This is a genomic window from Streptomyces sp. G-G2 (assembly GCF_030063135.1).
Lineage (GTDB): Bacteria > Actinomycetota > Actinomycetes > Streptomycetales > Streptomycetaceae > Streptomyces.
Genome location: NZ_JASISO010000009.1, coordinates 49,885 through 68,725 on the forward strand (window position 1 = coordinate 49,885; position 18,841 = coordinate 68,725).

Genomic DNA, 18,841 nt, shown 5'->3' on the forward strand with positions numbered 1-18,841 from the left:
GGTGCCCCCTCGGTACGGCGGTCCGCCTCAGCAGGCGCGCTCCGCCGGTCCGTCCGCCAGAGCGTTGAGCAGTCCGCCGAGCAGCTCGCGCTGACCGGCGGTCAATGGAGCCAGGATCTCCTCCGCGGCGCCCGTTCGCGCGTTGCGCAGCCTGCGCAGCGTGGCGCGGCCGGTGTCGGTCAGCTCGATCCGGATCACCCGGCGGTTCGCGGTGTCCGGCACCCGGCGCACGCACTCGGCCGTCTCGAGACCGTCGACCAAGGTGGTCACCGCCCGGGGCACGACCTCCAGCCGAGCGGCCAGATCGGCCATTCGGGGCGGGTCCGCCGCGGAGAAATGGGCGACCGTGCGCAGCAGCCGGGACTGGGCCGGAGTGATGCCGAGGGGCTCCAGGTGGCGCTTCTGGATGCGGTGCAGCCTGCGGGTCAGCCGCAGCAGCTGCTCGGCGAGTACGCCGTCCGAACTGTCCGGGCTGTCGGTCTCCGACGCGGTGCTCATACTGGGAAGAGTATCAGGACCAGGCTCATTGTGAGTATAGGTAACAATGAGCTATGCTCATTCGAGTGCTGTCGGGAATGCCCGGCAGCGGTGCCCGCACACCCGCACACTCGACAGCAGTGCCCTCACAAGGGAGGCCCATGCGCCCCGAAGAACCGAAGTGGACCCCATCGAAGGAATCCCTCGACCCCAGCCGTCCCGCCCCCGCGGACCAGCCGCGCGAGCTGCGGCGGATCGCCCGCCTGTTCCGTCCCTACCGGGGCCGTCTCGGTGTGGTGGGCCTGCTGGTCGGGGCCTCCTCGCTGGTCGGCGTGGCCTCGCCGTTCCTGCTCAAGGAGATCCTCGACGTCGCGATCCCGCAGGGGCGTACCGGGCTGCTCAGCCTGCTCGCGCTCGGCATGATCCTCACCGCGGTCGTCACGAGCGTCTTCGGCGTGCTCCAGACCCTGATCTCGACCACGGTCGGCCAGCGCGTCATGCACGACCTGCGCACCGGGGTCTACGCGCAGCTCCAGCGGATGCCGCTGGCCTTCTTCACCCGTACCCGCACGGGTGAGGTGCAGTCCCGGATAGCCAACGACATCGGCGGCATGCAGGCCACCGTCACCTCGACGGCGACCTCCCTCGTCTCGAACCTGACGGCCGTGGTCGCCTCCGTGGTCGCGATGCTCGCCCTCGACTGGCGGCTCACCCTGGTCTCGCTGCTCCTGCTGCCGGTCTTCGTGTGGATCAGCCGCCGGGTGGGCCGCGAGCGCAAGAAGATCACCACGCAGCGGCAGAAGCAGATGGCGGCCATGGCCGCCACCGTCACCGAGTCCCTCTCGGTCAGCGGCATCCTGCTGGGCCGCACCATGGGCCGGGCCGACTCGCTCACGCAGGCCTTCTCCGAGGAGTCCGAGAAGCTCGTCGGGCTCGAAGTGCGCTCCAGCATGGCCGGCCGCTGGCGGATGTCGACCATCGGCATCGTCATGGCCGCGATGCCCGCGCTGATCTACTGGGCGGCGGGCATCGCCCTGCAGTCCGGCGCCCCCTCGCTCTCCACCGGCACCCTCGTCGCCTTCGTCACCCTCCAGCAGGGTCTGTTCCGGCCCGCGGTGAGCCTGCTGTCGACCGGTGTGCAGATCCAGACCTCGCTCGCCCTGTTCGCCCGGGTCTTCGAGTACCTCGACCTGCCGGTGGACATCACCGAGCGCGCGGACGCCGTGCGCCTGGATCAGGCCAAGGGCGAGATCCGGCTTGAGGGCGTGGACTTCGCCTACGACGCCAAGCACGGCCCCACCCTGACGGGCATCGACATCACGGTCCCGGCGGGCGGTTCCCTCGCCGTGGTCGGCCCGACCGGATCCGGCAAGAGCACCCTGAGCTACCTGGTGCCCCGGCTGTACGACGTCACCGGCGGCCGGGTGGCCCTCGACGGCATCGACGTGCGCGACCTCGACTTCGACTCGCTGGCCCGGTCCATCGGCGTGGTCAGTCAGGAGACGTACCTCTTCCACGCCTCCGTCGCCGACAACCTCCGCTTCGCCAAGCCGGACGCCACCGACGAGGAGATAGCCAAGGCGGCCAAGGCGGCCCAGATCCACGACCACATCCAGTCGCTGCCCGACGGCTACGACACCCTGGTCGGCGAGCGCGGCTACCGCTTCTCCGGCGGCGAGAAGCAGCGCCTGGCCATCGCCCGCACCATCCTGCGCGATCCGCCGGTGCTGATCCTGGACGAGGCCACCAGCGCACTCGACACCCGCACCGAGCACGCCGTGCAGCGGGCCATCGACGCCCTGTCCGCGGGCCGCACCACCATCACCATCGCGCACCGCCTCTCCACCGTCCGCGACGCGGATCAGATCGTGGTCCTCGACGGCGGAACGATCGCCGAGCGCGGTACCCACACCGAGCTGCTGGAAGCCGACGGGCGGTACGCGGCCCTGGTCCGCAGGGACGGCGAGCTGGTTCCGGCGGCGGTCCCGGACGCCCTGCCGGTGGGGGCGCCGGTCACTCCCGTGAACGTGTGATCGTACGACCGCGACGCGGGGAAGATGCCCGACATGCGGCACTTGGCGGGTTAGCGTTCCCGCATGCGTCTAGAGCACCGGCCGCCGGAGCGGCCCGGGATCCGCGTCACCCGCCGGGGCCGACTGGCGATCCTCCTCGGCCTGCTGGCCGCGACCGGAGCGGCGGTACTGGTCCCCATACTGTTGAACGGGGGCGGCGAAACGCCCCCGAAACCGCGTCGACTGGTGATCCCCGAAGGCTGGCGGGCCACCCAGGTGTACACGGCGGTGGACCGCGAACTGAAACTCCCCGCGGGCTCCGCGAAGGCGGCGGCCGCCGGTGCGGCGCTGGACCTTCCCGCCGAGGCCAAGGGCAACCCGGAAGGCTTCCTCTTCCCGGCGACGTACCCGCTGACCGACGGGACCACCCCGGCCGGACTCCTCGGCTACATGGTGCGCACGGCCAACGGGCAACTCGCCGCCCCGCCGATCGCCACGCAGGCCAGGAGTCAGGGCATGACCCCCTATCAGACGGTCACCCTGGCCAGCATCATCCAGGCGGAAGCCGATACCCCGGCCGACATGGGCAAGGTCGCGCGGGTGGTCTACAACCGGCTCGCCAGATCGATGCCGCTCCAGATGGACTCGACCATCAACTACGCGCTGAACCGGACCGCCGTGGACACCGCGTCGCGGGACACCCGGATCGACAGCCCCTTCAACACCTACGAACGCCAGGGTCTGCCACCCACTCCGATCGACAGCCCCGGCCTGGCGGCCCTGCGGGCCGCGGTCGCCCCGACCCCCGGCGACTGGCTGTTCTTCGTCACGGTGAAGCCCGGCGACACCCGCTTCTCGGCGACCTACGAGGAACACCAGCGCCACGTCACCGAGTTCAACAAGCACCGCGCCGCCGCCCGCACGGCGTAGGCCCGGCAGTGCGCGGCGGCGGGCCGGCTCAGGCGGAAGCGGGCTCCGGGGCGCGGTCGAGCAGGCGGCGGATCTCGCGTACGGCCGCGCCGCCCGCCCGGTTGGCGCCGATCGTGCTCGCCGAGGGCCCGTAGCCCACCAGGTGCACCCGCTCGTCCCGCGCCGCCCTGGTGCCCTCCACCCGGATCCCGCCGCCCGGCTCGCGCAGCCGCAGCGGGGCCAGGTGGTCGATCGCGGCCCGGAACCCGGTGGCCCACAGGATCACATCGGCGTCCACCCGGTGCCCGTCGTCCCAGGCCACGCCCGAGGGGGTGATCCGGTCGAACGCCGGCTCGCGGTCCAGGACCCCGGAGGCCAGCCCGGCCCGGACGGCGTCGTTCAGCGGCAGCCCGGTCACGCTGACCACGCTCTGCGGGGGCAGGCCGCGCCGGACCCGCTCGTCCACCAGGGCCACCGCCGCCCGCCCCTCGGCCTCGCCGAAGGAGCCGTCCCGGAACACCGGGGGCCGCCGGGTCACCCAGGTGGTGGCGGCGGCCACCTCGGCTATCTCCAGCAGGTGCTGCACTCCGGAATTGCCGCCGCCCACCACGATGACCCGGGCCCCGGCGAACTCCTGGGGCCCGGGATAGTTCGCGGTGTGCAGCTGGCGCCCCCGGAAGGTCTCCTGGCCGGGGTAGCGGGGCCAGAACGGGCGGTCCCAGGTCCCGGTGGCGTTGATCAGGGCCCGCGCCGACCAGGTCCCGGCCGAGGACTCCACCAGGAGGCGCCCGGCCGTCCCCTCGCGTACCGAGGTCACGTCCACGGGGCGCCGTACGCGCAGCCCGAACCGCTCCTCGTAGGCGGCGAAGTACTCCCCGATGACCTCCGACGAGGGCCGCAGCGGGTCGGCGCCCGTCAGCTCCATACCGGGCAGGGCGTACATCCCGTGCACCGTCCCGTAGGTCAGCGACGGCCATCGGAACTGCCAGGCTCCGCCCGGGCGGGGAGCGTGGTCCAGCACCACGTGGTCCAGCCCCGCCCGCCCCAGGTGGTAGGCACTGGACAGGCCCGCCTGCCCCGCGCCGATGACCACCACGTCCACGTCCCTCAGGAAATCGTTCACGGTTCTACCAACCGGCGGCGGTCCCGGGATCTTCCCGCCCCGCGGCCGAGGCCGTCTCGTGCTTCCGTGTGACGTGCTCGGTCTCGCGGTCGAGCACGGCCACGGCGGCGCGCATCCGGCGCCGCCCGGGGGTCCGTACCCACGGCGGCAGGAACGGGGTCAGCCCGGCGTCACCGCCGAACAGGGCGCGGACCGCGATCCGTTGGGTGAGCCCCGCCACCTCCCGGTGTACGTCGATCCGAGGAAGCGCCGCACCGTCGTGGGACGGGCGGCTCATGCCGTGCGGCGGGCCGTCAGCCAGTCGTGCGCCACGTCCGCCGAGAACTCCGCGTGCCCGGCCCGCAAGGGCAGTGCGGCCGTCGCGAAGGCCGGGTCGTCGGCCGTCTCCGCCACGTACGGGATCGCCACGCAGGCCATCCCGGCCGCGTGCGCGGCCTCGGCGCCCGGGGCGGCGTCCTCCATGACCAGGCAGTCGGCGGGGTCCGCTCCCAGCCGCCTCGCCGCCTCCAGGAAGACGTCCGGGGCGGGCTTGCCGTGCGGGACCTCCTCGGCGGAGACCACGGTGGTCAGCAGGGCGGCCAGCCCGGTCCCGGCGAGCACGGCGTCGATCGCCTCGCGCGAGGAACCCGAGGCCACCGCCATCGGGACGCCCTCGGCGTGCAGCCGCTCGACGAACTTCCGCATCTCGGGGAAGGCCTCGGTCCGGGCCCGGGCCAGCTCCAGGCAGGCGGCGTTCTGCTCCGCGAGCAGTTGTTCCACCGGGGCCGTGAGGGCGTACCGCTGGCGCAAGACCTCGAGTGTTTCCAGGGTGCCGATGCCGATGTACCGGGAGTGCTGCGCCCAGGTGAAGTCGGGGACGCCGTGCCGCTCCAGGGTCAGGCGGCCGGACTCGTAGTAGTTCGGCTCGCTGTCCACGAGGGTGCCGTCGAGATCGAATATGACGGAAATCACCGCTATGGCCGTCCTGCCGGTCGTGTGCGTATCCCTGCCATCCTGTCAGGGTTTTCGAGCGGCCCGGCCCACGGATTCCACGAGTGGCAGCAGCCGGTGCGGGACCCGCTCGCGCAGCACCACCTCGGTCCGGGTGCGCACCACGCCCGGCAGTCGGATCAGCCGTTGGATGACGTCCTCCAGATGGGCGTTGTCCCGGGCCGCCACCCGGGTCAGCAGGTCCCCGCCGCCGGTGATCGAGAAGGCCTCGATGATCTCCGGTACGGCCGCCAGCGCCTCGCCCGCCTCGTCCAGGTGCCCCTGGGTGACCTCGATGTGCACGAAGGCGAGCACCGGATGTCCGAGGGCGGCGGGGGAGAGCGCGGGGCCGGTGCCGGTGATCACCCCGGTGCGCTCCAGCCGGTCGAGGCGGGCCTGCAGGGTGCCGCGCGCCACGCCGAGCCTGCGGGCGTACTCGCGCACGCTGGTGCGCGGCTCCTCGATCAGCAGCCGCAGGATCCGGGTGTCCAGCTCGTCCACCGCCATGGTGCGCAGGCCCTCCGCCGCAGGTCACGATCCGTATGGAACTGTACCAATGGCGCTCAAAACCAATGGCGCTCAAACCAGCCGACGGACCGGACCTACGGCCGACGCGGTGGCCGGGGCAGGAAACCGCTGGTCCGCGCCACGTACTCGGCGTACCCGGGCCGCCCCGCCATGTGCCGCTCCAGCAGCGCCTTGCCGCTGCCCGCCGTCAGCAGGTACGACATGACCAGCGGGGCCACGAGGGTCGCCGCCGCCGCGGCGGGGGAATCGCACACGATCAGGAAGAGCCCCCACCACACGCAGAAGTCCCCGAAGTAGTTCGGGTGCCGGGTCCATGACCACAGCCCCCGGTCCATGATCCGCCCCCGGTTCGCCGGGTCGGCCCTGAACCGGGCGAGCTGGTGGTCGCCGGCCGCCTCGAAGGTGATCCCGAGCAGCCACAGCGCGGCCCCGGCCACCGCGAGCGGACTCATCGGACCCGTCACGTACTGCCCCGCCTGCACCGGCAGCGACACCAGCCACACCAGCGCCGCCTGGAGCAGGTAGACCTTGCGAAGGGCGTACAGGTCGCGGCCCCGGGAGCCGGGCCCACCTGCCTTGGCCAGCATCCGCTCGTACCGCGGGTCCTCGCCGTGCCCGCGGCCCCGCCGGGCGATGTGCCCGGCCAGGCGCAGCCCCCAGACCACCGTGAGCAGGGTCAGCAGCAGCCTGCGCCCGCCGTCCCCGTGCCCGGCGGACATCCCGTACGCCGACAGCGCGACGGCGGCGAAGGCCGCGCCCCAGGCCACGTCCACCCCGCGGTGGCGGCCGAGCCGCACCCCCACCGCGAAGGCGGCCAGCAGCACGGCGAGCGCCGCGCCCGCCGCGACCCCCAGACCCGCCCCGAAGGCACCCCATCGCATCAGTGCTCTCCGTCCCGCTCGGCCAGCACGATGTGGTGCACGTCCAGGTAGCCGGAGGCGAACCCGGCCTCCGAGTAGGCGAGGTAGAAGGTCCACATCCGCTGGAAGGCGGCGTCGAAGCCCAGTGCGCCGACCCGCTCGGCCCGCTCGCCGAAGCGCTCCCGCCACAGCCGCAGCGTCTGCGCGTAGTGCGCGCCGTAGCCCTCGCACCGCTCCACCCGCAACCGGGTCCGGGTGCGCGCCAGTTCCTCCACCGCCCGCACCGACGGCAGCATCCCGCCGGGAAAGATGTACTTGTGGATCCAGGTGTAGGTGCTCCGGGTGGCCAGCATCCGCTCGTGCGGCATGGTGATCGCCTGGAGGGCGACCCGGCCGCCCGGCGCGAGCAGCCGGTCCAGGGCGGCGAAGTACCGCGGCCAGTACTCGACGCCGACGGCCTCGATCATCTCGACGCTCACGATGGCGTCGTAACTGCCCCGCGCCTCCCGGTAGTCGCACAGCCGCACCTCGGCCCGCGCGCTCAGTCCGGCGGCCTCGATCCGCTGCTCGGCGAGTTCCCGCTGCTCCCGGGAGAGGGTGAGGGAGACGACGTCGGCGCCGCGGCCGGCCGCCCGCAGGGCGAGTTCGCCCCAGCCGGTGCCGATCTCCAGCAGCCGGGTGCCCGGGCCCACCCCCGCGCTGTCGAGCAGCATGTCGATCTTGCGGTGCTGGGCCGCCGCCAACTCGGGCCAGGAGGCCGGCAGTTCGCCGAAGACGGCCGAGGAGTAGGTCATGGTCGGGTCCAGGAACTCCGCGAACAGCTCGTTGGACAGGTCGTAGTGCCGCTGGATGTTGCTCCGGGCGCCGGCGCGGGTATTGCGTTCCGTCTCCGGGTGCCGGGGCGCCCACAGCCCGCGCAGCCGCTGGAGCGGCGCGGGGATCAGGGAGGCGACGCTCCCGGCGAGGACGGTCAGTACGGCCACCGGATCAGGCGCGTCCCACTCCCCGGCCTGGTACGACTCGCCGAAGCCGATCAGGCCGCCCGTCGCGATCCGGCGGACGAAGGCCCGCGGATCGCGCACCACCAGGTCCGGGCCGCCCCGCCCCAGGATCCGGGCGCCGGGACCGGATCCCAGCCGCACGGTCAGCGGCAGCCGGTCCAGCGCCCGCCGGACCAGCGCCCCGCCGACGGCGGCCCGGGCGCGCGAGCACCGGGGCACCTCGGGCACGGACGGCGGCCCGGCGGGAGCGTGGGCGGGGTCCTGGGCCAGGTCTTGGGCCGCGGCCCGGGCGGCCCGGTCCCGGGACTCGTCCTCGGCTCCCGGCTGGGACGGAACGGCTGCCGTGAACGTGGTGGACGTCGTGCGCGTGCTCACTTCACACCCTCCTGGGGTACGTGTCGGGGTCGGGGCTGGACGGGCATCCCGCGCAGCCACAGCCGGATGCCGTGGAAGCGGATGCCGAGCGAAACGGCGGCGGTCGACCACGGGCGGCGCAGCGCGGCGCGCAGCACCCCCGGCGGGTCGGCGGCCCGCCGCACGCCCCGCACGGTCGCCGTCAGCCGCCGCCCGCCCTCGGTGTCGAGCCGGACGGTCAGGGCCAGCCGCTCACCCGGCCGGGGCAGCCGCATCAGGTAGTCCCCGGTGACCGGCAGGAAGGGCGAGACGTAGAACTCCTTGCGGGCGTGTCCGGCGCCCGTGGCGGCCTCCGGGCCCAGCAGGTAGCAGTGCCGCTCGCCGTAGGTGTTGTGCACCTCGGCGACCACGTGGCGCAGTTCGCCGTCGGAGCCGTGGCACCAGAAGACCGACAGCGGGTTGAACACGTACCCGAAGACCCGGGCGTGCGCGAGCATCAGCACGCGCCCCTCGGCGGGCGCCGCCCCGTGCGCGGCGAGGAACCGGTCCAGGCCCTCCCGGATCGTCGGCCGGTCCCCGCCGAAGTGGTCGCGCGCGTCGAACCGGGCCAGCGCCCGTATCGCGCGGGGGAGCCGGGGCAGCCGGTCGAGGTCCACGAGCCACAGGTAGGTGCGCTGCCGAAGGGCGTAGGAGCGGGGCCCGGACCGTACGTGGGTGATGACCGACGGGTACAGGGCGGGCGCCACGGTGTCGGCGCCGGCGGTGTCACCGACCGTGGCGGCGGACGTGGTCGGGGGAGTCACCACACCACCCCCAGGGCCTCGGCCGCCTCGGCCCCCGAGCGGCAGCCGTCCTCGTGGAAGCCCCACCCGTGGTACGCCCCGGCGAAGGCCGTCACCGGGCCCGACAGCTCCGGCAGCCGCCGCTGCGCGGCCACCGACTCCGGTGTGTACACCGGGTGTTCGTAGTCCATCTCGGCCAGCACCAGCTCCGGCCGCACCCGCCCGTCGGCGTTCAGCGTGACGACGTACGGCTCGGGGCCGTCCAGTCCCTGGAGCCGGTTCATGTCGTAACTCACCCGCACCCGCGCGTCCCCCGGGCGGCAGCCCGACAGCCGGAAGTTCCAGCAGGCCCGGGCCCCCGCGCTGCGCGGCAGCACGGAGGTGTCGGTGTGCAGCACGGTGCGGTTGCGGGAGTACCCGAAGGCCCCGAGCAGGGTCCGCTCGGCGTCCGTCGGATCGGCCAGCAGGGCGAGCGCCTGGTCGGCGTGGACGGCGACGACCACCGAGTCGTACGTCGCCCGCGTGCCGTCGGCCAGGGTGACCCGCACCTCGCGCGGACCCCGCTCCAGCGCCCGGACCGGAGCCGCGACCCGCACGGCGCCGGGGCCGAGCCGCTCGTTCAGCAGGCGCACGTACTGGGCCGAACCCCCGCTCACCGTCCGCCAGTGGGGGGAACCGCCGATCGCGAGCATCCCGTGGTGCTCCAGGAAGCGGAACAGGTACCGGGCCGGGTAGCGCAGCGCGGTGTTCTCCGGGCAGGACCACACGCAGGACACGAGCGGGATGGCGAAGTGGGCCGCGAAGTACCCGCCGAAGCGGTGCCGCCGCAGGAACTCCCCCAGGGTCGGCTCGTCCCCCGGCGGGGCGGCGAGCAGCTGCCGGGCCCGCCGGTGGAAGACCGGGACCAGTGCCAGCATCCGCAGGTACGCCGGATCGAGGACACCGCGCGGCCGGGCCAGCAGCCCGCGCGGGCCCCGGGCCCCCGCGTACTCCAGCCCGCACCCCTCGCAGTGCACGGACATGCTCATGGTGGTGCTCCGCGTCGCCACCCCCAGCTCGTCGAAGAGCCGCAGCAGCCTCGGGTAGGTCCGGTCGTTGTGCACGATGAAGCCGGAGTCCACGGACCGGAGCACCCCGTCGGGACCCTTGAGGTCATGGGTGTGGGCGTGCCCGCCGAGCCGGTCGTCGGCCTCGTAGACGGTCACGTCGTGGGCGCGCGAGAGCACGTACGCGGCGGTCAGCCCGGACACACCTCCGCCGATCACCGCCGTGCGCGGCCGCCGCCCCTGTCCTCGCTCCGTCATCGTGCTCCCTCCTGCGTTCCGGCCGGTCACCGGCCTGCGGGAGCCGGACGGCCTCCGCACACCTACTTCGGAGCCGAAGCCGTTTCGGATGCCCGCCCGTTCGGCCCAATGCGCGCCGCCGCCGCATCCGTCCTCCCGGTCCACCGCGAAACACCATGAAAGGGTCGGCGCACAGGCAAGGAAGGGTCCGCCGTCAGGGGCGGCACGGTCCGGAAGGAGAGCCATGGACGATCACCCCACCCCCGGGGAGGGAAACGCCGTGCCGGGAGGGCCGCACTGCCTGGTCACCGGCGCCACCGGATACATCGGCGGCCGCCTGGTGCCCGAACTGCTCGGCGCGGGCCACCGGGTGCGCTGCCTGGCCCGCTCACCGGAACGGCTGCGGGACCACCCCTGGGCCGGGCGGGCCGAGGTGGTGCGCGGGGACGTCACCGACGCGGAGTCGGTGGCCGACGCCCTGCGCGGCATCGACGTGGCGTACTACCTCGTGCACGCCCTCGGCACCGGGTCCGGCTTCGAGGACCTCGACCGGTCCGCCGCCCGGATCTTCGCCGAGCAGGCCCGCGCGGCCGGGGTCCGCCGGATCGTCTACCTCGGCGGCCTCACCCCCGTGGGGGTGCCGACCGGGGAACTCTCCCCGCACCTGCGCTCGCGCGCCGAGGTCGGCGAGATCCTCCTCGGCTCCGGGGTCCCCACCACCGTGCTGCGCGCGGCGGTAATCATCGGCTCCGGTTCGGCCTCCTTCGAAATGCTGCGCTACCTCACCGAGCGGCTACCGATCATGGTCACCCCGAGCTGGGTCGGCACCCGGACCCAGCCGATCGCCGTCCGCGACGTGCTGCGCTACCTGGTCGGCTCCGCCACCATGCCGGCCGAGGTCAGCCGGGCCTTCGACATCGGCGGACCCGACGTGGTCACCTACGAGCAGATGATGCGCCGCTACGCCGTGGTCGCGGGCCTGCCGCACCGGCTGATCCTGCGCGTCCCGATGCTCACCCCGCGGCTGTCCAGCCACTGGATCGGGCTGGTCACCCCCGTGCCGAGGGCCCTGGCCAGGCCGCTGGCCGAGTCCCTGCGCCACGAGGTGGTCTGCCACGAGCACGACATCGCGCGGTACGTCCCCGATCCGCCCGGCTCTCCGATCCCCTTCGACCTGGCGCTGTCGCTGGCCCTGCGCCGGGTGCGCGAGGCGAAGGTGACCACGCGGTGGTCCTCGGCCTCCCTGCCCGGCGCGCCGAGCGACCCGCTGCCCACCGACCCCGACTGGGCGGGCGGCAGCCTCTACACCGACTGCCGGGAGCTGGCGGTCGACGCCCCGCCCGAGGCGCTGTGGCGGGTGGTGGAGGGGATCGGCGGCGAGAACGGCTGGTACTCCTTCCCCCTGGCCTGGGCGCTACGGGGCTGGCTCGACCGGCTCGTCGGCGGGGCCGGGATCCGGCGCGGGCGGCGCGACGCGGCCCGGCTGCGGGTGGGGGACTCCCTCGACTTCTGGCGGGTCGAGGAGATCGAACCCGGGCGGCTGCTGCGGCTGCGCGCGGAAATGCGGCTGCCGGGGCTGGCCTGGCTGGAGCTGACCGCCGAACCGGAACCCGGGGGCGGCTCCCTCTACCGGCAGCGGGCCCTGTTCCACCCGCGCGGGCTGCTGGGGCACCTCTACTGGGCCGGTGTGTCCCCCTTCCACGCGGTGGTCTTCGGCGGCATGGCCCGCAACATCACCCGCGCCGCCGCGTCCGGAGCGGGCGCCGCCCCGCCGACCGCCGAGGACGCCCCGTCCGGGACGGGGGACGGCGCATCCGGCGCGGGGGGCGGCGGCGAAGTACCCGGTGACAGCAAGCCGTCCCCGCCCCGACCCGGAGCCCGCCCATGAACGTCGCGGTCGTCCTGTACACCTCGGACCTGCGCCTGCACGACCACCCGCCGCTGCGCGCCGCGCTTTCCTCCTCGCACGAGGTGGTGCCGCTGTTCGTCCGCGACCGGGGGATCGCGGCGGCCGGGTTCGGCGCGCCCAACCGGCTGGCCTTCCTCGCCGACTGCCTGGCCGCGCTCGACTCCGGCCTGCGCGAACGCGGCGGCAGGCTCGTCGTCCGGTCCGGGGACGTGGTCGCGCAGGTGTGCGCGGTGGTCCGGGAGGCCGACGCGGACGAGGTCCACATGGCGGCCGGGGTGAGCGCCTACGCCCACGCCCGCGAGGAACGGCTGCGCGCCGCATTGGAGGGGGAGGGGCGGCGGCTGTACGTGCACGACGCGGTGGTGACGGCCCTCGCCCCCGGCGCGGTGACCCCGGTCGGCTCGGACCACTTCGCCGTGTTCACCCCGTACTTCCGCCGCTGGTCGGAGCAGCCGCCCCGGGCCGTCTCGGCCGCCCCGCGCGCGGTCCGGGTGCCCGAGGGGATCGGCTCGGAGCCGCTGCCCGGACGGGCCGCGGTGACCGGGGTATCGCCGGGCCTGGCCCGGGGCGGCGAGAGCGAGGCCCGGTCCCGGCTCACCACCTGGCTGCGCGACGGTGTGGCCCGCTACGAGGAGGGCCACGACGACATGGCCGGGGACGCCACCTCCCGGCTCTCCCCGTACCTGCACTTCGGCGCCCTCTCCGCCGCCGAGTGCGTCCAGCGGGCCCGTACGGCGGGCGGGCCCGGCGCGGAGGCGTTCGTACGGCAGCTGTGCTGGCGGGACTTCCACCACCAGGTGCTCGCCGCCCGCCCGGCCGTCGCCCACGACGACTACCGCGTCCGGCACGACCACTGGCGGACCGGCGCCGGTGCCGCCGAGGAGATCGAGGCGTGGAAGGAGGGCCGCACCGGCTATCCCGTCGTCGACGCGGCCATGCGCCAGCTGCGGCACGAGGGCTGGATGCACAACCGGGGCCGGCTGCTCGCCGCGAGCTTCCTCGCCAAGACCCTGTACGTCGACTGGCGCACCGGCGCCCGGCACTTCCTGGACCTCCTGGTCGACGGGGACCTCGCCAACAACCAGCTCAACTGGCAGTGGGTGGCCGGGACCGGCACCGACACCCGGCCCAACCGGGTCCTCAACCCGGTCCGCCAGGCCCGGCGCTACGACCCGCGGGGCGAGTACGTGCACCGCTGGGTACCGGAGCTGGCGGACCTGCCCGCGCCCGAGGTGTTCGAGCCGTGGCGCCTGGCGGGGCTGGAGCGCGCCCGGTACGACTATCCGGATCCGGTGGTGGACCTCGCCGACGCGCTCGGCCGGTTCAAGCGGGCCCGCGCCGTATCGTGACGGGTGTGGACCGTCCGCACCCCGCCCCGGAGCCGCACCCCGCCCCGGAGCTCGCGGCCGGGGCCCCGGCCTGGCCGCTGAGCACCGGCGCCGTCGCCCGGCGGCTGGGCGTCTCGCCGACCACGCTGCGCTCGTGGGAGCGCCGGTACGCCATTGGTCCGGCCCGCCGTGAGGACGGCCGGCACCGCCGCTGGACCCCCCAGGACATCGCCCGCCTGGAATTGATGTGCCACCTCACCAGCCAGGGGGTACCGCCCGCCGAAGCCGCCCGGGCCGCGCTGCGGACCGGCCCGGACGAGGGCGCGGTCCCGTCGGAGCCGGCCGTGGCCGCGGTGCCCGTCCCGCCGGGGTCCGCGGTGACCGGGCCCGTCGCCAAGGCGCCGGGCGGGCGCAACGCGCTGCCGCTCGGGGAGGTCCGTCCGGAGTGCCGGGGGCTCGCGCGGGCCGCCGTACGACTGGACGCGCCCGCCCTCGAGGAGCTGCTGGAGGCGGCCCTGGCCGAGCACGGGCCGGTCATCGCCTGGGAGGAGATCATCGCCCCCACCCTGCACGCGGTCGGCCGCAAATGGGCCTCGTCGGGGGAGCGCTACGTGGAGGTGGAGCACCTGCTGTCCTGGCACATCTCCTGCGCCCTGCGCCGGGTGCGGCCCGCCGCCGAGGGCGCGGGGCGGGCTCCCGTGCTGCTGGCGTGCGTACCGGGCGAACAGCACAGCCTGCCGATGGAGGCCCTGTGCGCGGCCCTCGGGGAACGCGGCCTGCCGGTGCGGATGTTCGGGGCCGCGCTGCCCGCCGACGCCCTGCACGAGGCGGTCCGCCGGACCGGGCCCCGGGCGGTGGTGCTCTGGTCCCAGTCCCGGGTCACCGCGGACCGCGCCCTGGTCCGCTCCGTGTCCGGGATCGAATGGGGGCTGCGGGGCGCCCGCACCCACCCCCTGATGCTGCTCGCCGGTCCCGGCTGGGGCGCGGGTGGCGCGTGCGTCCCCGGCACGGAACGGCTGCACGGGCTGCGTTCGGCGGTCGCGCTCATCCGGTCGCTGACAGCGGCTGCGCCCGCAGCGACTCCCGCAGACAGCCCAGCGCGCGCCGCATATGGCTCTTGACGGTCCCCAGCGGCAGCCCGGTCCGGGCCGCGATCTGCGTCTGGGTGAGGTCGCCGTAGTACGCGAGGCGCAGGATCCGCTGCTGCGCGGAGGGCAGCCGGGACAGCTCGCCCAGGACGAAGAGCCGGTCCACCGCCCGCTCCGGTTCCGCCGCGGGTCCCGGCTCGCCCGCGGTCTCGTACTGCGCTCCCACGGCGGCCAGCGCCCGGGCCCGCCGGGTCCGGGCGGCCAGCGCGTCCGCGACCTTGTGGCGGGTGATGCCGACGAGCCAGCCGCCCAGGTCCCCGCTGCCGGGCCGGTAGCCGCCCCGGCCGCGCCAGGCGGCGAGGAACACCTGCTGGGTCACGTCCTCGGCCTCGCGCTCGTCGCCCAGGCCGCGGCGCGCCAGGGTGTGCACGAGCGGACGCCACTGCCGGTAGACGACCGCCATGGCGTCCTCGTCGCCGTCCAGGAAGAGGGCGACGAGGTGCGCGCCGGCGGGTTCCGAGAGGTCGGTGCGGTCCATGAGGTCCATGGCCCCAGCCTCGTGAGCGCCCCCGGCCCACTCAACTCGCATCGTTTCTGCATCGGATTTACCCGAGCGGGGTGAGCCGCGCCGCCAGCCGTCCCCGGTAGTGGTCCACCACCACCGCGACCACGATCACCCCGCCGGTGATGATCTGCCGCTGGAAGTCGGAGACCCCCATCAGCAGCAGCCCGTTGGTGAGCACACCCAGCAGGCAGGCCCCCAGCAGGGTGCCGACCATCGATCCCTTGCCGCCCGACAGCGAGGCCCCGCCGATCACCACGGCCGCGATCGCGCTCAGCTCGTACCCGCCGCCGATGATCGGGCTGGCGATGGACAGCCGTGCCATGTAGGTGACGGCCGCGATGCCCACCGCGAATCCGGCGATGACGAAGACGGCCACTTTGACCACCCCCGTGCGGTGCCCGGAGAGGCGTACGGCCTCCTCGTTCCCGCCGATCGCGAAGACCAGCCGCCCGAACACCGTCCGGGTCAGCACCAGGTGGCCCACCGCGACCATCAGCAGCGCGATCCAGAACAGCGCCGGCACGCCCAGCAGGGTCGAGGTCCCGAAGCGGGTGAAGCCGGGCGGGAAGTCGTACAGGGTCTTGGCGTCGGTGTACTGGAGGGCCGCGCCCCGGGCCATGTTGAGCATGCCGAGGGTGACGATGAAGGACGGGACCCGCCACCGCTCCGAGACGAACCCGTTGACCAGCCCGCACAGCATGCCGACCACGGCGGCCACCAGCACCGCGAGGGCCACCGCGGCGCCCGCGGGGAGCCCGTCGGCGGTCAGCACCTCGCCCGCGACCACCGCGGACAGCGCCATCACGGCGCCCACCGACAGGTCGATGCCGCCGACGAGGATCACGAAGGTCATGCCGACCGCGAGCATGGTGTTGAGGGTGATCTCGGTCGCGATGTTCGTCAGGTTCGCGGACGTGGCGAACTTCGGCGCGCTCAGGGCGAAGACGGCCACCAGCACGAGCAGCGCGATGCCGATGCCCGCCTCGCCCATCACCTGCCGCGCGAGCGAGGACCCGGCGGGCTTGCGGACGGCGGTGAGCGGCGCTGAGGCCACGGGCGGCAGGGAGGTCACGGCTGGTCACCATTCTTCGTACGGGTGCCGGAGGCAGGGCCGGGGTCAGGGCCGGGGTCAGGGGCGGCCCCGGAGGCGGAGTAGGCGGAGTAGGCCAGGGCGAGGATCCGGGAGCCGTCGAAGTCCGCGCGGGCCACCTCGCCCGCGATCGCGCCCCGGGAGAAGACGAGGATCCGGTCGCAGATCCCCAGCAGCTCGGGCAGGTCGGAGGAGACCACGAGCAGCGCCTTGCCCTGTGCGGCGAGGCCGGTGAGCTGCTGGTGGATCTCGTAGCGGGCGCCCACGTCGATCCCGCGCGTGGGCTCGTCGACGATCAGTACGTCCGTCCCGGCGAGCAGCCAGCGGCCGAGCACGACCTTCTGCTGGTTGCCGCCGGAGAGCGTGCGGACCGCCGCGCCCACCCCGGGCGTGCGCACGCCGAGGGAGTCCACGGCGGCGCGGGCGAGCCGCGCCTCCTCGGCACGGCGCAGCAGGCCGCCGCGCGAGACCGTACGGGTCGCCGCGAGGGTGACGTTGGCGGCGAGCGGCATGTCCAGGACCAGCCCCTGCCCCTTGCGGTCCTCGGTGAGCAGGCTGATGCCGTGGCGGACCGCGTCGCGCGGGGAGCGGATGCGGACCTCCTCGCCGCGCACCAGGACCCGGCCGCCCTCCGCCCGGTCGGCGCCGAACAGCGCCCGGACCGCCTCCGTCCGCCCGGAGCCGACGAGTCCGGCGATACCGACCACCTCCCCGGCGCGCAGGGCGAAGGACAGCGGGGCGCCCCCGGCGGGCCGCAGTCCCTCGGCGCGCAGCAGTTCGGATCCGGGCTCGCGCGCGGTGTACGGCGGGTACTCGCGGTCCATGTCCCGCCCCACCATCAGCCGGATGACCTCGGCGGTGCCGGTCCCCGCCAGCTCCTTGGTGACCACGTGCCGGCCGTTGCGCAAGACCGTCATCCGGTCGCCGATCTCGAACACCTCCTCCAGGTGGTGGGAGATGTAGAGCACGGCCGTCCCGCGCGCGGTGACCCTGCGCAGCAGGGTGAACAGGCGCTCGGTCTCGCGCGGGGTGAGCGTCGCGGTCGGCTCGTCCATGACCAGCACCCGGCAGTCCTGCCACAGGGTGCGGGCGATCTCCAGCAGTTGCGCCTGCGCGATGCCGAGCTGCCCCGCCTTCATGCCCGGTGGGACGTCGAGGCCGACCTCGGCGAGCAGCCCGGCGGCCCGCCGGTGCAGGGTGCGCCGGTCCACGAAGCCGTACCGGCGCGGCAGTTGACTGAAGAAGAGGTTCTCGGCGACCGACAGGTTCGGCAGCGGGTTCAGCTCCTGGTGCACGACCTGGACCCCGGCGCGCATCGCGGCCGCCGCGTTCCCGGGGGCGTACGGGCGGCCCCCGAGCCGCATGGTGCCCGCGTCGGCGGGCTGGATCCCGGCCAGGATGCGGACCAGGGTGGACTTGCCGGCGCCGTTCTCGCCGAGCAGGGCGTGCACCTCACCGGCGCGGAGCTCCAGCTCCACGCCGTCGAGGGCGACGACTCCGGGGAAGCGCTTGGCGATGCCGGACGCCTCGAACACGACGTCGGGGAGCGCGTCTGGGGAGGTCATCGCGTCACCCGAGGTCGGCCGCGGTGACGACCGTGAGCTTGGTCTTGACCCAGGCCTGCGGCTGCTCGCCCTTGACGGCCTTCATGGCCTCGTCGATGCCGTCGGCCGCCTGCTCGGCGCCGTACTGGTCGACGGTGGCGAGGACCGTGCCGTCCTTCACGTACGGGCGGATCGCCTCGATGTTGTCGAAGGACACGATCTTGATCTTGCTCCCGGCCTTGGCCTGGACCGCCTTGACCGCGCCCAGCGCCATGGAGTCGTTGGAGGCGAGGATCCCCTGGACGTCGGGGTGCGAGGTCAGCCAGTTGCCGGTGACCGTGTAGGCCTCGTCGGTCTCCCAGTGCGCGGTCTTGGAGTCGACCACCTCCAGCCCGGCGGCCCGCGCCGCCGCCTCGAAACCGGCCTTGCGCTGCTGGGCGTTGGCGGCTCCGGGGTTGCCCTCCAGGATGACCACCTTGCCGCCCTTGCCGAGAGCCTTGCCCAGGGCCTCGCCGGAGAGCCGTGCGCCCTCGGTGTTGTCGGGGCCGACGAAGGGGATGTCGAGTCCGGCCGCCTTCAGCGCGCCGTCGTCGAGCTTCACATCGATGTTGATGATCTTGATACCGGCTTTGGCGGCCCGCCCGAGCGGCGCGACCAGGGCGCGCGAATCGGCCGGGGCCACGACGATGGCTGCGGCCTGGTCGGTGACGCAGCCGTTGATCGCGGCGACTTGCCCGTCGATGTCGGTCTCGTTCTGGATGCCGCTCGCCTTGAGGTCGAGGTCGCCGCGCTGCTTGACGTGCGCCTCGGCGCCCTTCTGCATGGCCTGGAAGTACTCGTTGCCGAGGGACTTCATCACCAGGCACACGGTCGGCCTGCCGCCCTTGGCGCCACCGGGCCCGGCCTCGCCACCGCCTTCCTGGCCGCAGGCCGTGAGCGCGGTGCCGAGCAGCAGCAGGCTGGAGGCGGCGATCAGGAGTGATCTGTTCCGGTTACTGGTCACAACGGTCTCCTTGCGA

The 18,841-nt window shown here is 74.1% G+C and carries 18 protein-coding genes; 5 read left to right on the plus strand and 13 right to left on the minus strand.

From position 1 onward, the window contains the following. Positions 1–27: 27 nt before the first annotated feature. Complete coding sequence (locus QMF80_RS09820) at positions 28–498, minus strand: MarR family winged helix-turn-helix transcriptional regulator (protein WP_283451666.1); 471 nt, start codon at positions 496–498, stop codon at positions 28–30. A 140-nt stretch (positions 499–638) separates the two neighbouring features. Here QMF80_RS09820 and QMF80_RS09825 point away from each other — a divergent pair, with 140 nt between their 5' ends. Together QMF80_RS09825 and mltG are read left to right on the plus strand one after the other, a co-directional pair. Next, entirely contained in the window at positions 639–2,510 is a 1,872-nt protein-coding gene (locus QMF80_RS09825) for an ABC transporter ATP-binding protein (RefSeq protein WP_283451668.1), read from the plus strand. Positions 2,511–2,573: 63 nt separating this feature from the next. Continuing rightward, positions 2,574–3,419, plus strand: coding sequence for an endolytic transglycosylase MltG (mltG, locus tag QMF80_RS09830; RefSeq protein WP_283451669.1), 846 nt, complete (start codon positions 2,574–2,576; stop codon positions 3,417–3,419). Positions 3,420–3,447: 28 nt separating this feature from the next. Here the strand turns inward: mltG and QMF80_RS09835 are convergent, their stop codons facing one another. The 8 genes from QMF80_RS09835 to QMF80_RS09870 form a co-directional block, all read right to left on the minus strand. Next, positions 3,448–4,521: an FAD-dependent oxidoreductase gene (locus tag QMF80_RS09835; RefSeq protein ID WP_283451671.1), complete on the minus strand. Its 1,074-nt coding sequence runs from the start codon at positions 4,519–4,521 to the stop codon at positions 3,448–3,450. A 4-nt stretch (positions 4,522–4,525) separates the two neighbouring features. Further along, complete coding sequence (locus tag QMF80_RS09840; protein ID WP_283451673.1) at positions 4,526–4,798, minus strand: hypothetical protein; 273 nt, start codon at positions 4,796–4,798, stop codon at positions 4,526–4,528. After that, entirely contained in the window at positions 4,795–5,472 is a 678-nt protein-coding gene (locus QMF80_RS09845) for an HAD family hydrolase (protein WP_283451675.1), read from the minus strand. Before QMF80_RS09845 ends, QMF80_RS09840 begins: the two co-directional genes overlap by 4 nt. Before the next feature lie 45 nt (positions 5,473–5,517). Next, positions 5,518–5,997, minus strand: a complete 480-nt coding sequence (locus QMF80_RS09850) for an Lrp/AsnC family transcriptional regulator (RefSeq protein WP_283451676.1) — start codon at positions 5,995–5,997, stop codon at positions 5,518–5,520. 95 nt (positions 5,998–6,092) lie between these two features. Next, positions 6,093–6,899, minus strand: coding sequence for a DUF1295 domain-containing protein (locus tag QMF80_RS09855; RefSeq protein ID WP_283451678.1), 807 nt, complete (start codon positions 6,897–6,899; stop codon positions 6,093–6,095). Continuing rightward, the gene (locus QMF80_RS09860; RefSeq protein WP_502962814.1) at positions 6,899–8,149 is read right to left on the minus strand and encodes a class I SAM-dependent methyltransferase; all 1,251 of its coding nucleotides are present in this window, start codon (positions 8,147–8,149) and stop codon (positions 6,899–6,901) included. The genes QMF80_RS09855 and QMF80_RS09860 overlap by 1 nt, the downstream gene beginning before the upstream one ends. 101 nt (positions 8,150–8,250) lie before the next feature. Continuing rightward, complete coding sequence (locus QMF80_RS09865; RefSeq protein ID WP_502962810.1) at positions 8,251–9,036, minus strand: DUF1365 domain-containing protein; 786 nt, start codon at positions 9,034–9,036, stop codon at positions 8,251–8,253. After that, on the minus strand, positions 9,033–10,319 hold the full coding sequence (locus tag QMF80_RS09870; RefSeq protein ID WP_283451680.1) for an NAD(P)/FAD-dependent oxidoreductase: 1,287 nt from the start codon (positions 10,317–10,319) through the stop codon (positions 9,033–9,035). Before QMF80_RS09870 ends, QMF80_RS09865 begins: the two co-directional genes overlap by 4 nt. A 223-nt stretch (positions 10,320–10,542) precedes the next feature. On the opposite strand from QMF80_RS09870, the gene QMF80_RS09875 reads away from it, so the two are divergent. From QMF80_RS09875 to QMF80_RS09885, 3 genes are all read left to right on the plus strand, one after another. Next, positions 10,543–12,186 (plus strand): SDR family oxidoreductase, encoded by a 1,644-nt coding sequence (locus QMF80_RS09875; protein WP_283451683.1) that lies wholly within the window; start codon positions 10,543–10,545, stop codon positions 12,184–12,186. Then, positions 12,183–13,556 carry a cryptochrome/photolyase family protein gene (locus QMF80_RS09880; RefSeq protein WP_283451684.1) on the plus strand — a complete coding sequence of 458 codons (1,374 nt, stop codon included), beginning with the start codon at positions 12,183–12,185 and terminating at the stop codon, positions 13,554–13,556. Before QMF80_RS09875 ends, QMF80_RS09880 begins: the two co-directional genes overlap by 4 nt. Positions 13,557–13,633: 77 nt before the next feature. Then, positions 13,634–14,656, plus strand: a complete 1,023-nt coding sequence (locus QMF80_RS09885; protein ID WP_283451866.1) for a MerR family transcriptional regulator — start codon at positions 13,634–13,636, stop codon at positions 14,654–14,656. Here QMF80_RS09885 and QMF80_RS09890 read toward each other — a convergent pair. From QMF80_RS09890 to QMF80_RS09905, 4 genes are all read right to left on the minus strand, one after another. Further along, the gene (locus tag QMF80_RS09890; RefSeq protein ID WP_283451868.1) at positions 14,580–15,161 is read right to left on the minus strand and encodes an RNA polymerase sigma factor; all 582 of its coding nucleotides are present in this window, start codon (positions 15,159–15,161) and stop codon (positions 14,580–14,582) included. The genes QMF80_RS09885 and QMF80_RS09890 overlap by 77 nt on opposite strands. 67 nt (positions 15,162–15,228) lie before the next feature. Beyond that, a complete protein-coding gene (locus QMF80_RS09895; protein WP_283451686.1) occupies positions 15,229–16,260 on the minus strand; it encodes an ABC transporter permease in 1,032 nt (343 codons plus the stop codon). Beyond that, the gene (locus QMF80_RS09900; RefSeq protein WP_283451687.1) at positions 16,257–17,843 is read right to left on the minus strand and encodes a sugar ABC transporter ATP-binding protein; all 1,587 of its coding nucleotides are present in this window, start codon (positions 17,841–17,843) and stop codon (positions 16,257–16,259) included. Before QMF80_RS09900 ends, QMF80_RS09895 begins: the two co-directional genes overlap by 4 nt. 4 nt (positions 17,844–17,847) lie before the next feature. Further along, positions 17,848–18,825: a sugar ABC transporter substrate-binding protein gene (locus QMF80_RS09905; RefSeq protein WP_283451688.1), complete on the minus strand. Its 978-nt coding sequence runs from the start codon at positions 18,823–18,825 to the stop codon at positions 17,848–17,850. Between the last annotated feature and the right edge of the window lie 16 nt (positions 18,826–18,841).

What these genes read in the sequence shown, in the direction of transcription:
- QMF80_RS09880 (WP_283451684.1), top strand. Translation starts at nt 12,183, where the DNA reads ATGAACGTCGCGGTCGTCCTGTACACCTCGGACCTGCGCCTGCACGAC.
- QMF80_RS09840 (WP_283451673.1), bottom strand. Translation starts at nt 4,798, where the DNA reads ATGAGCCGCCCGTCCCACGACGGTGCGGCGCTTCCTCGGATCGACGTA.
- QMF80_RS09870 (WP_283451680.1), bottom strand. Translation starts at nt 10,319, where the DNA reads ATGACGGAGCGAGGACAGGGGCGGCGGCCGCGCACGGCGGTGATCGGC.
- QMF80_RS09825 (WP_283451668.1), top strand. Translation starts at nt 639, where the DNA reads ATGCGCCCCGAAGAACCGAAGTGGACCCCATCGAAGGAATCCCTCGAC.
- QMF80_RS09855 (WP_283451678.1), bottom strand. Translation starts at nt 6,899, where the DNA reads ATGCGATGGGGTGCCTTCGGGGCGGGTCTGGGGGTCGCGGCGGGCGCG.
- QMF80_RS09900 (WP_283451687.1), bottom strand. Translation starts at nt 17,843, where the DNA reads ATGACCTCCCCAGACGCGCTCCCCGACGTCGTGTTCGAGGCGTCCGGC.
- QMF80_RS09890 (WP_283451868.1), bottom strand. Translation starts at nt 15,161, where the DNA reads ATGGACCGCACCGACCTCTCGGAACCCGCCGGCGCGCACCTCGTCGCC.
- QMF80_RS09850 (WP_283451676.1), bottom strand. Translation starts at nt 5,997, where the DNA reads ATGGCGGTGGACGAGCTGGACACCCGGATCCTGCGGCTGCTGATCGAG.
- QMF80_RS09820 (WP_283451666.1), bottom strand. Translation starts at nt 498, where the DNA reads ATGAGCACCGCGTCGGAGACCGACAGCCCGGACAGTTCGGACGGCGTA.
- mltG (WP_283451669.1), top strand. Translation starts at nt 2,574, where the DNA reads ATGCGTCTAGAGCACCGGCCGCCGGAGCGGCCCGGGATCCGCGTCACC.
- QMF80_RS09875 (WP_283451683.1), top strand. Translation starts at nt 10,543, where the DNA reads ATGGACGATCACCCCACCCCCGGGGAGGGAAACGCCGTGCCGGGAGGG.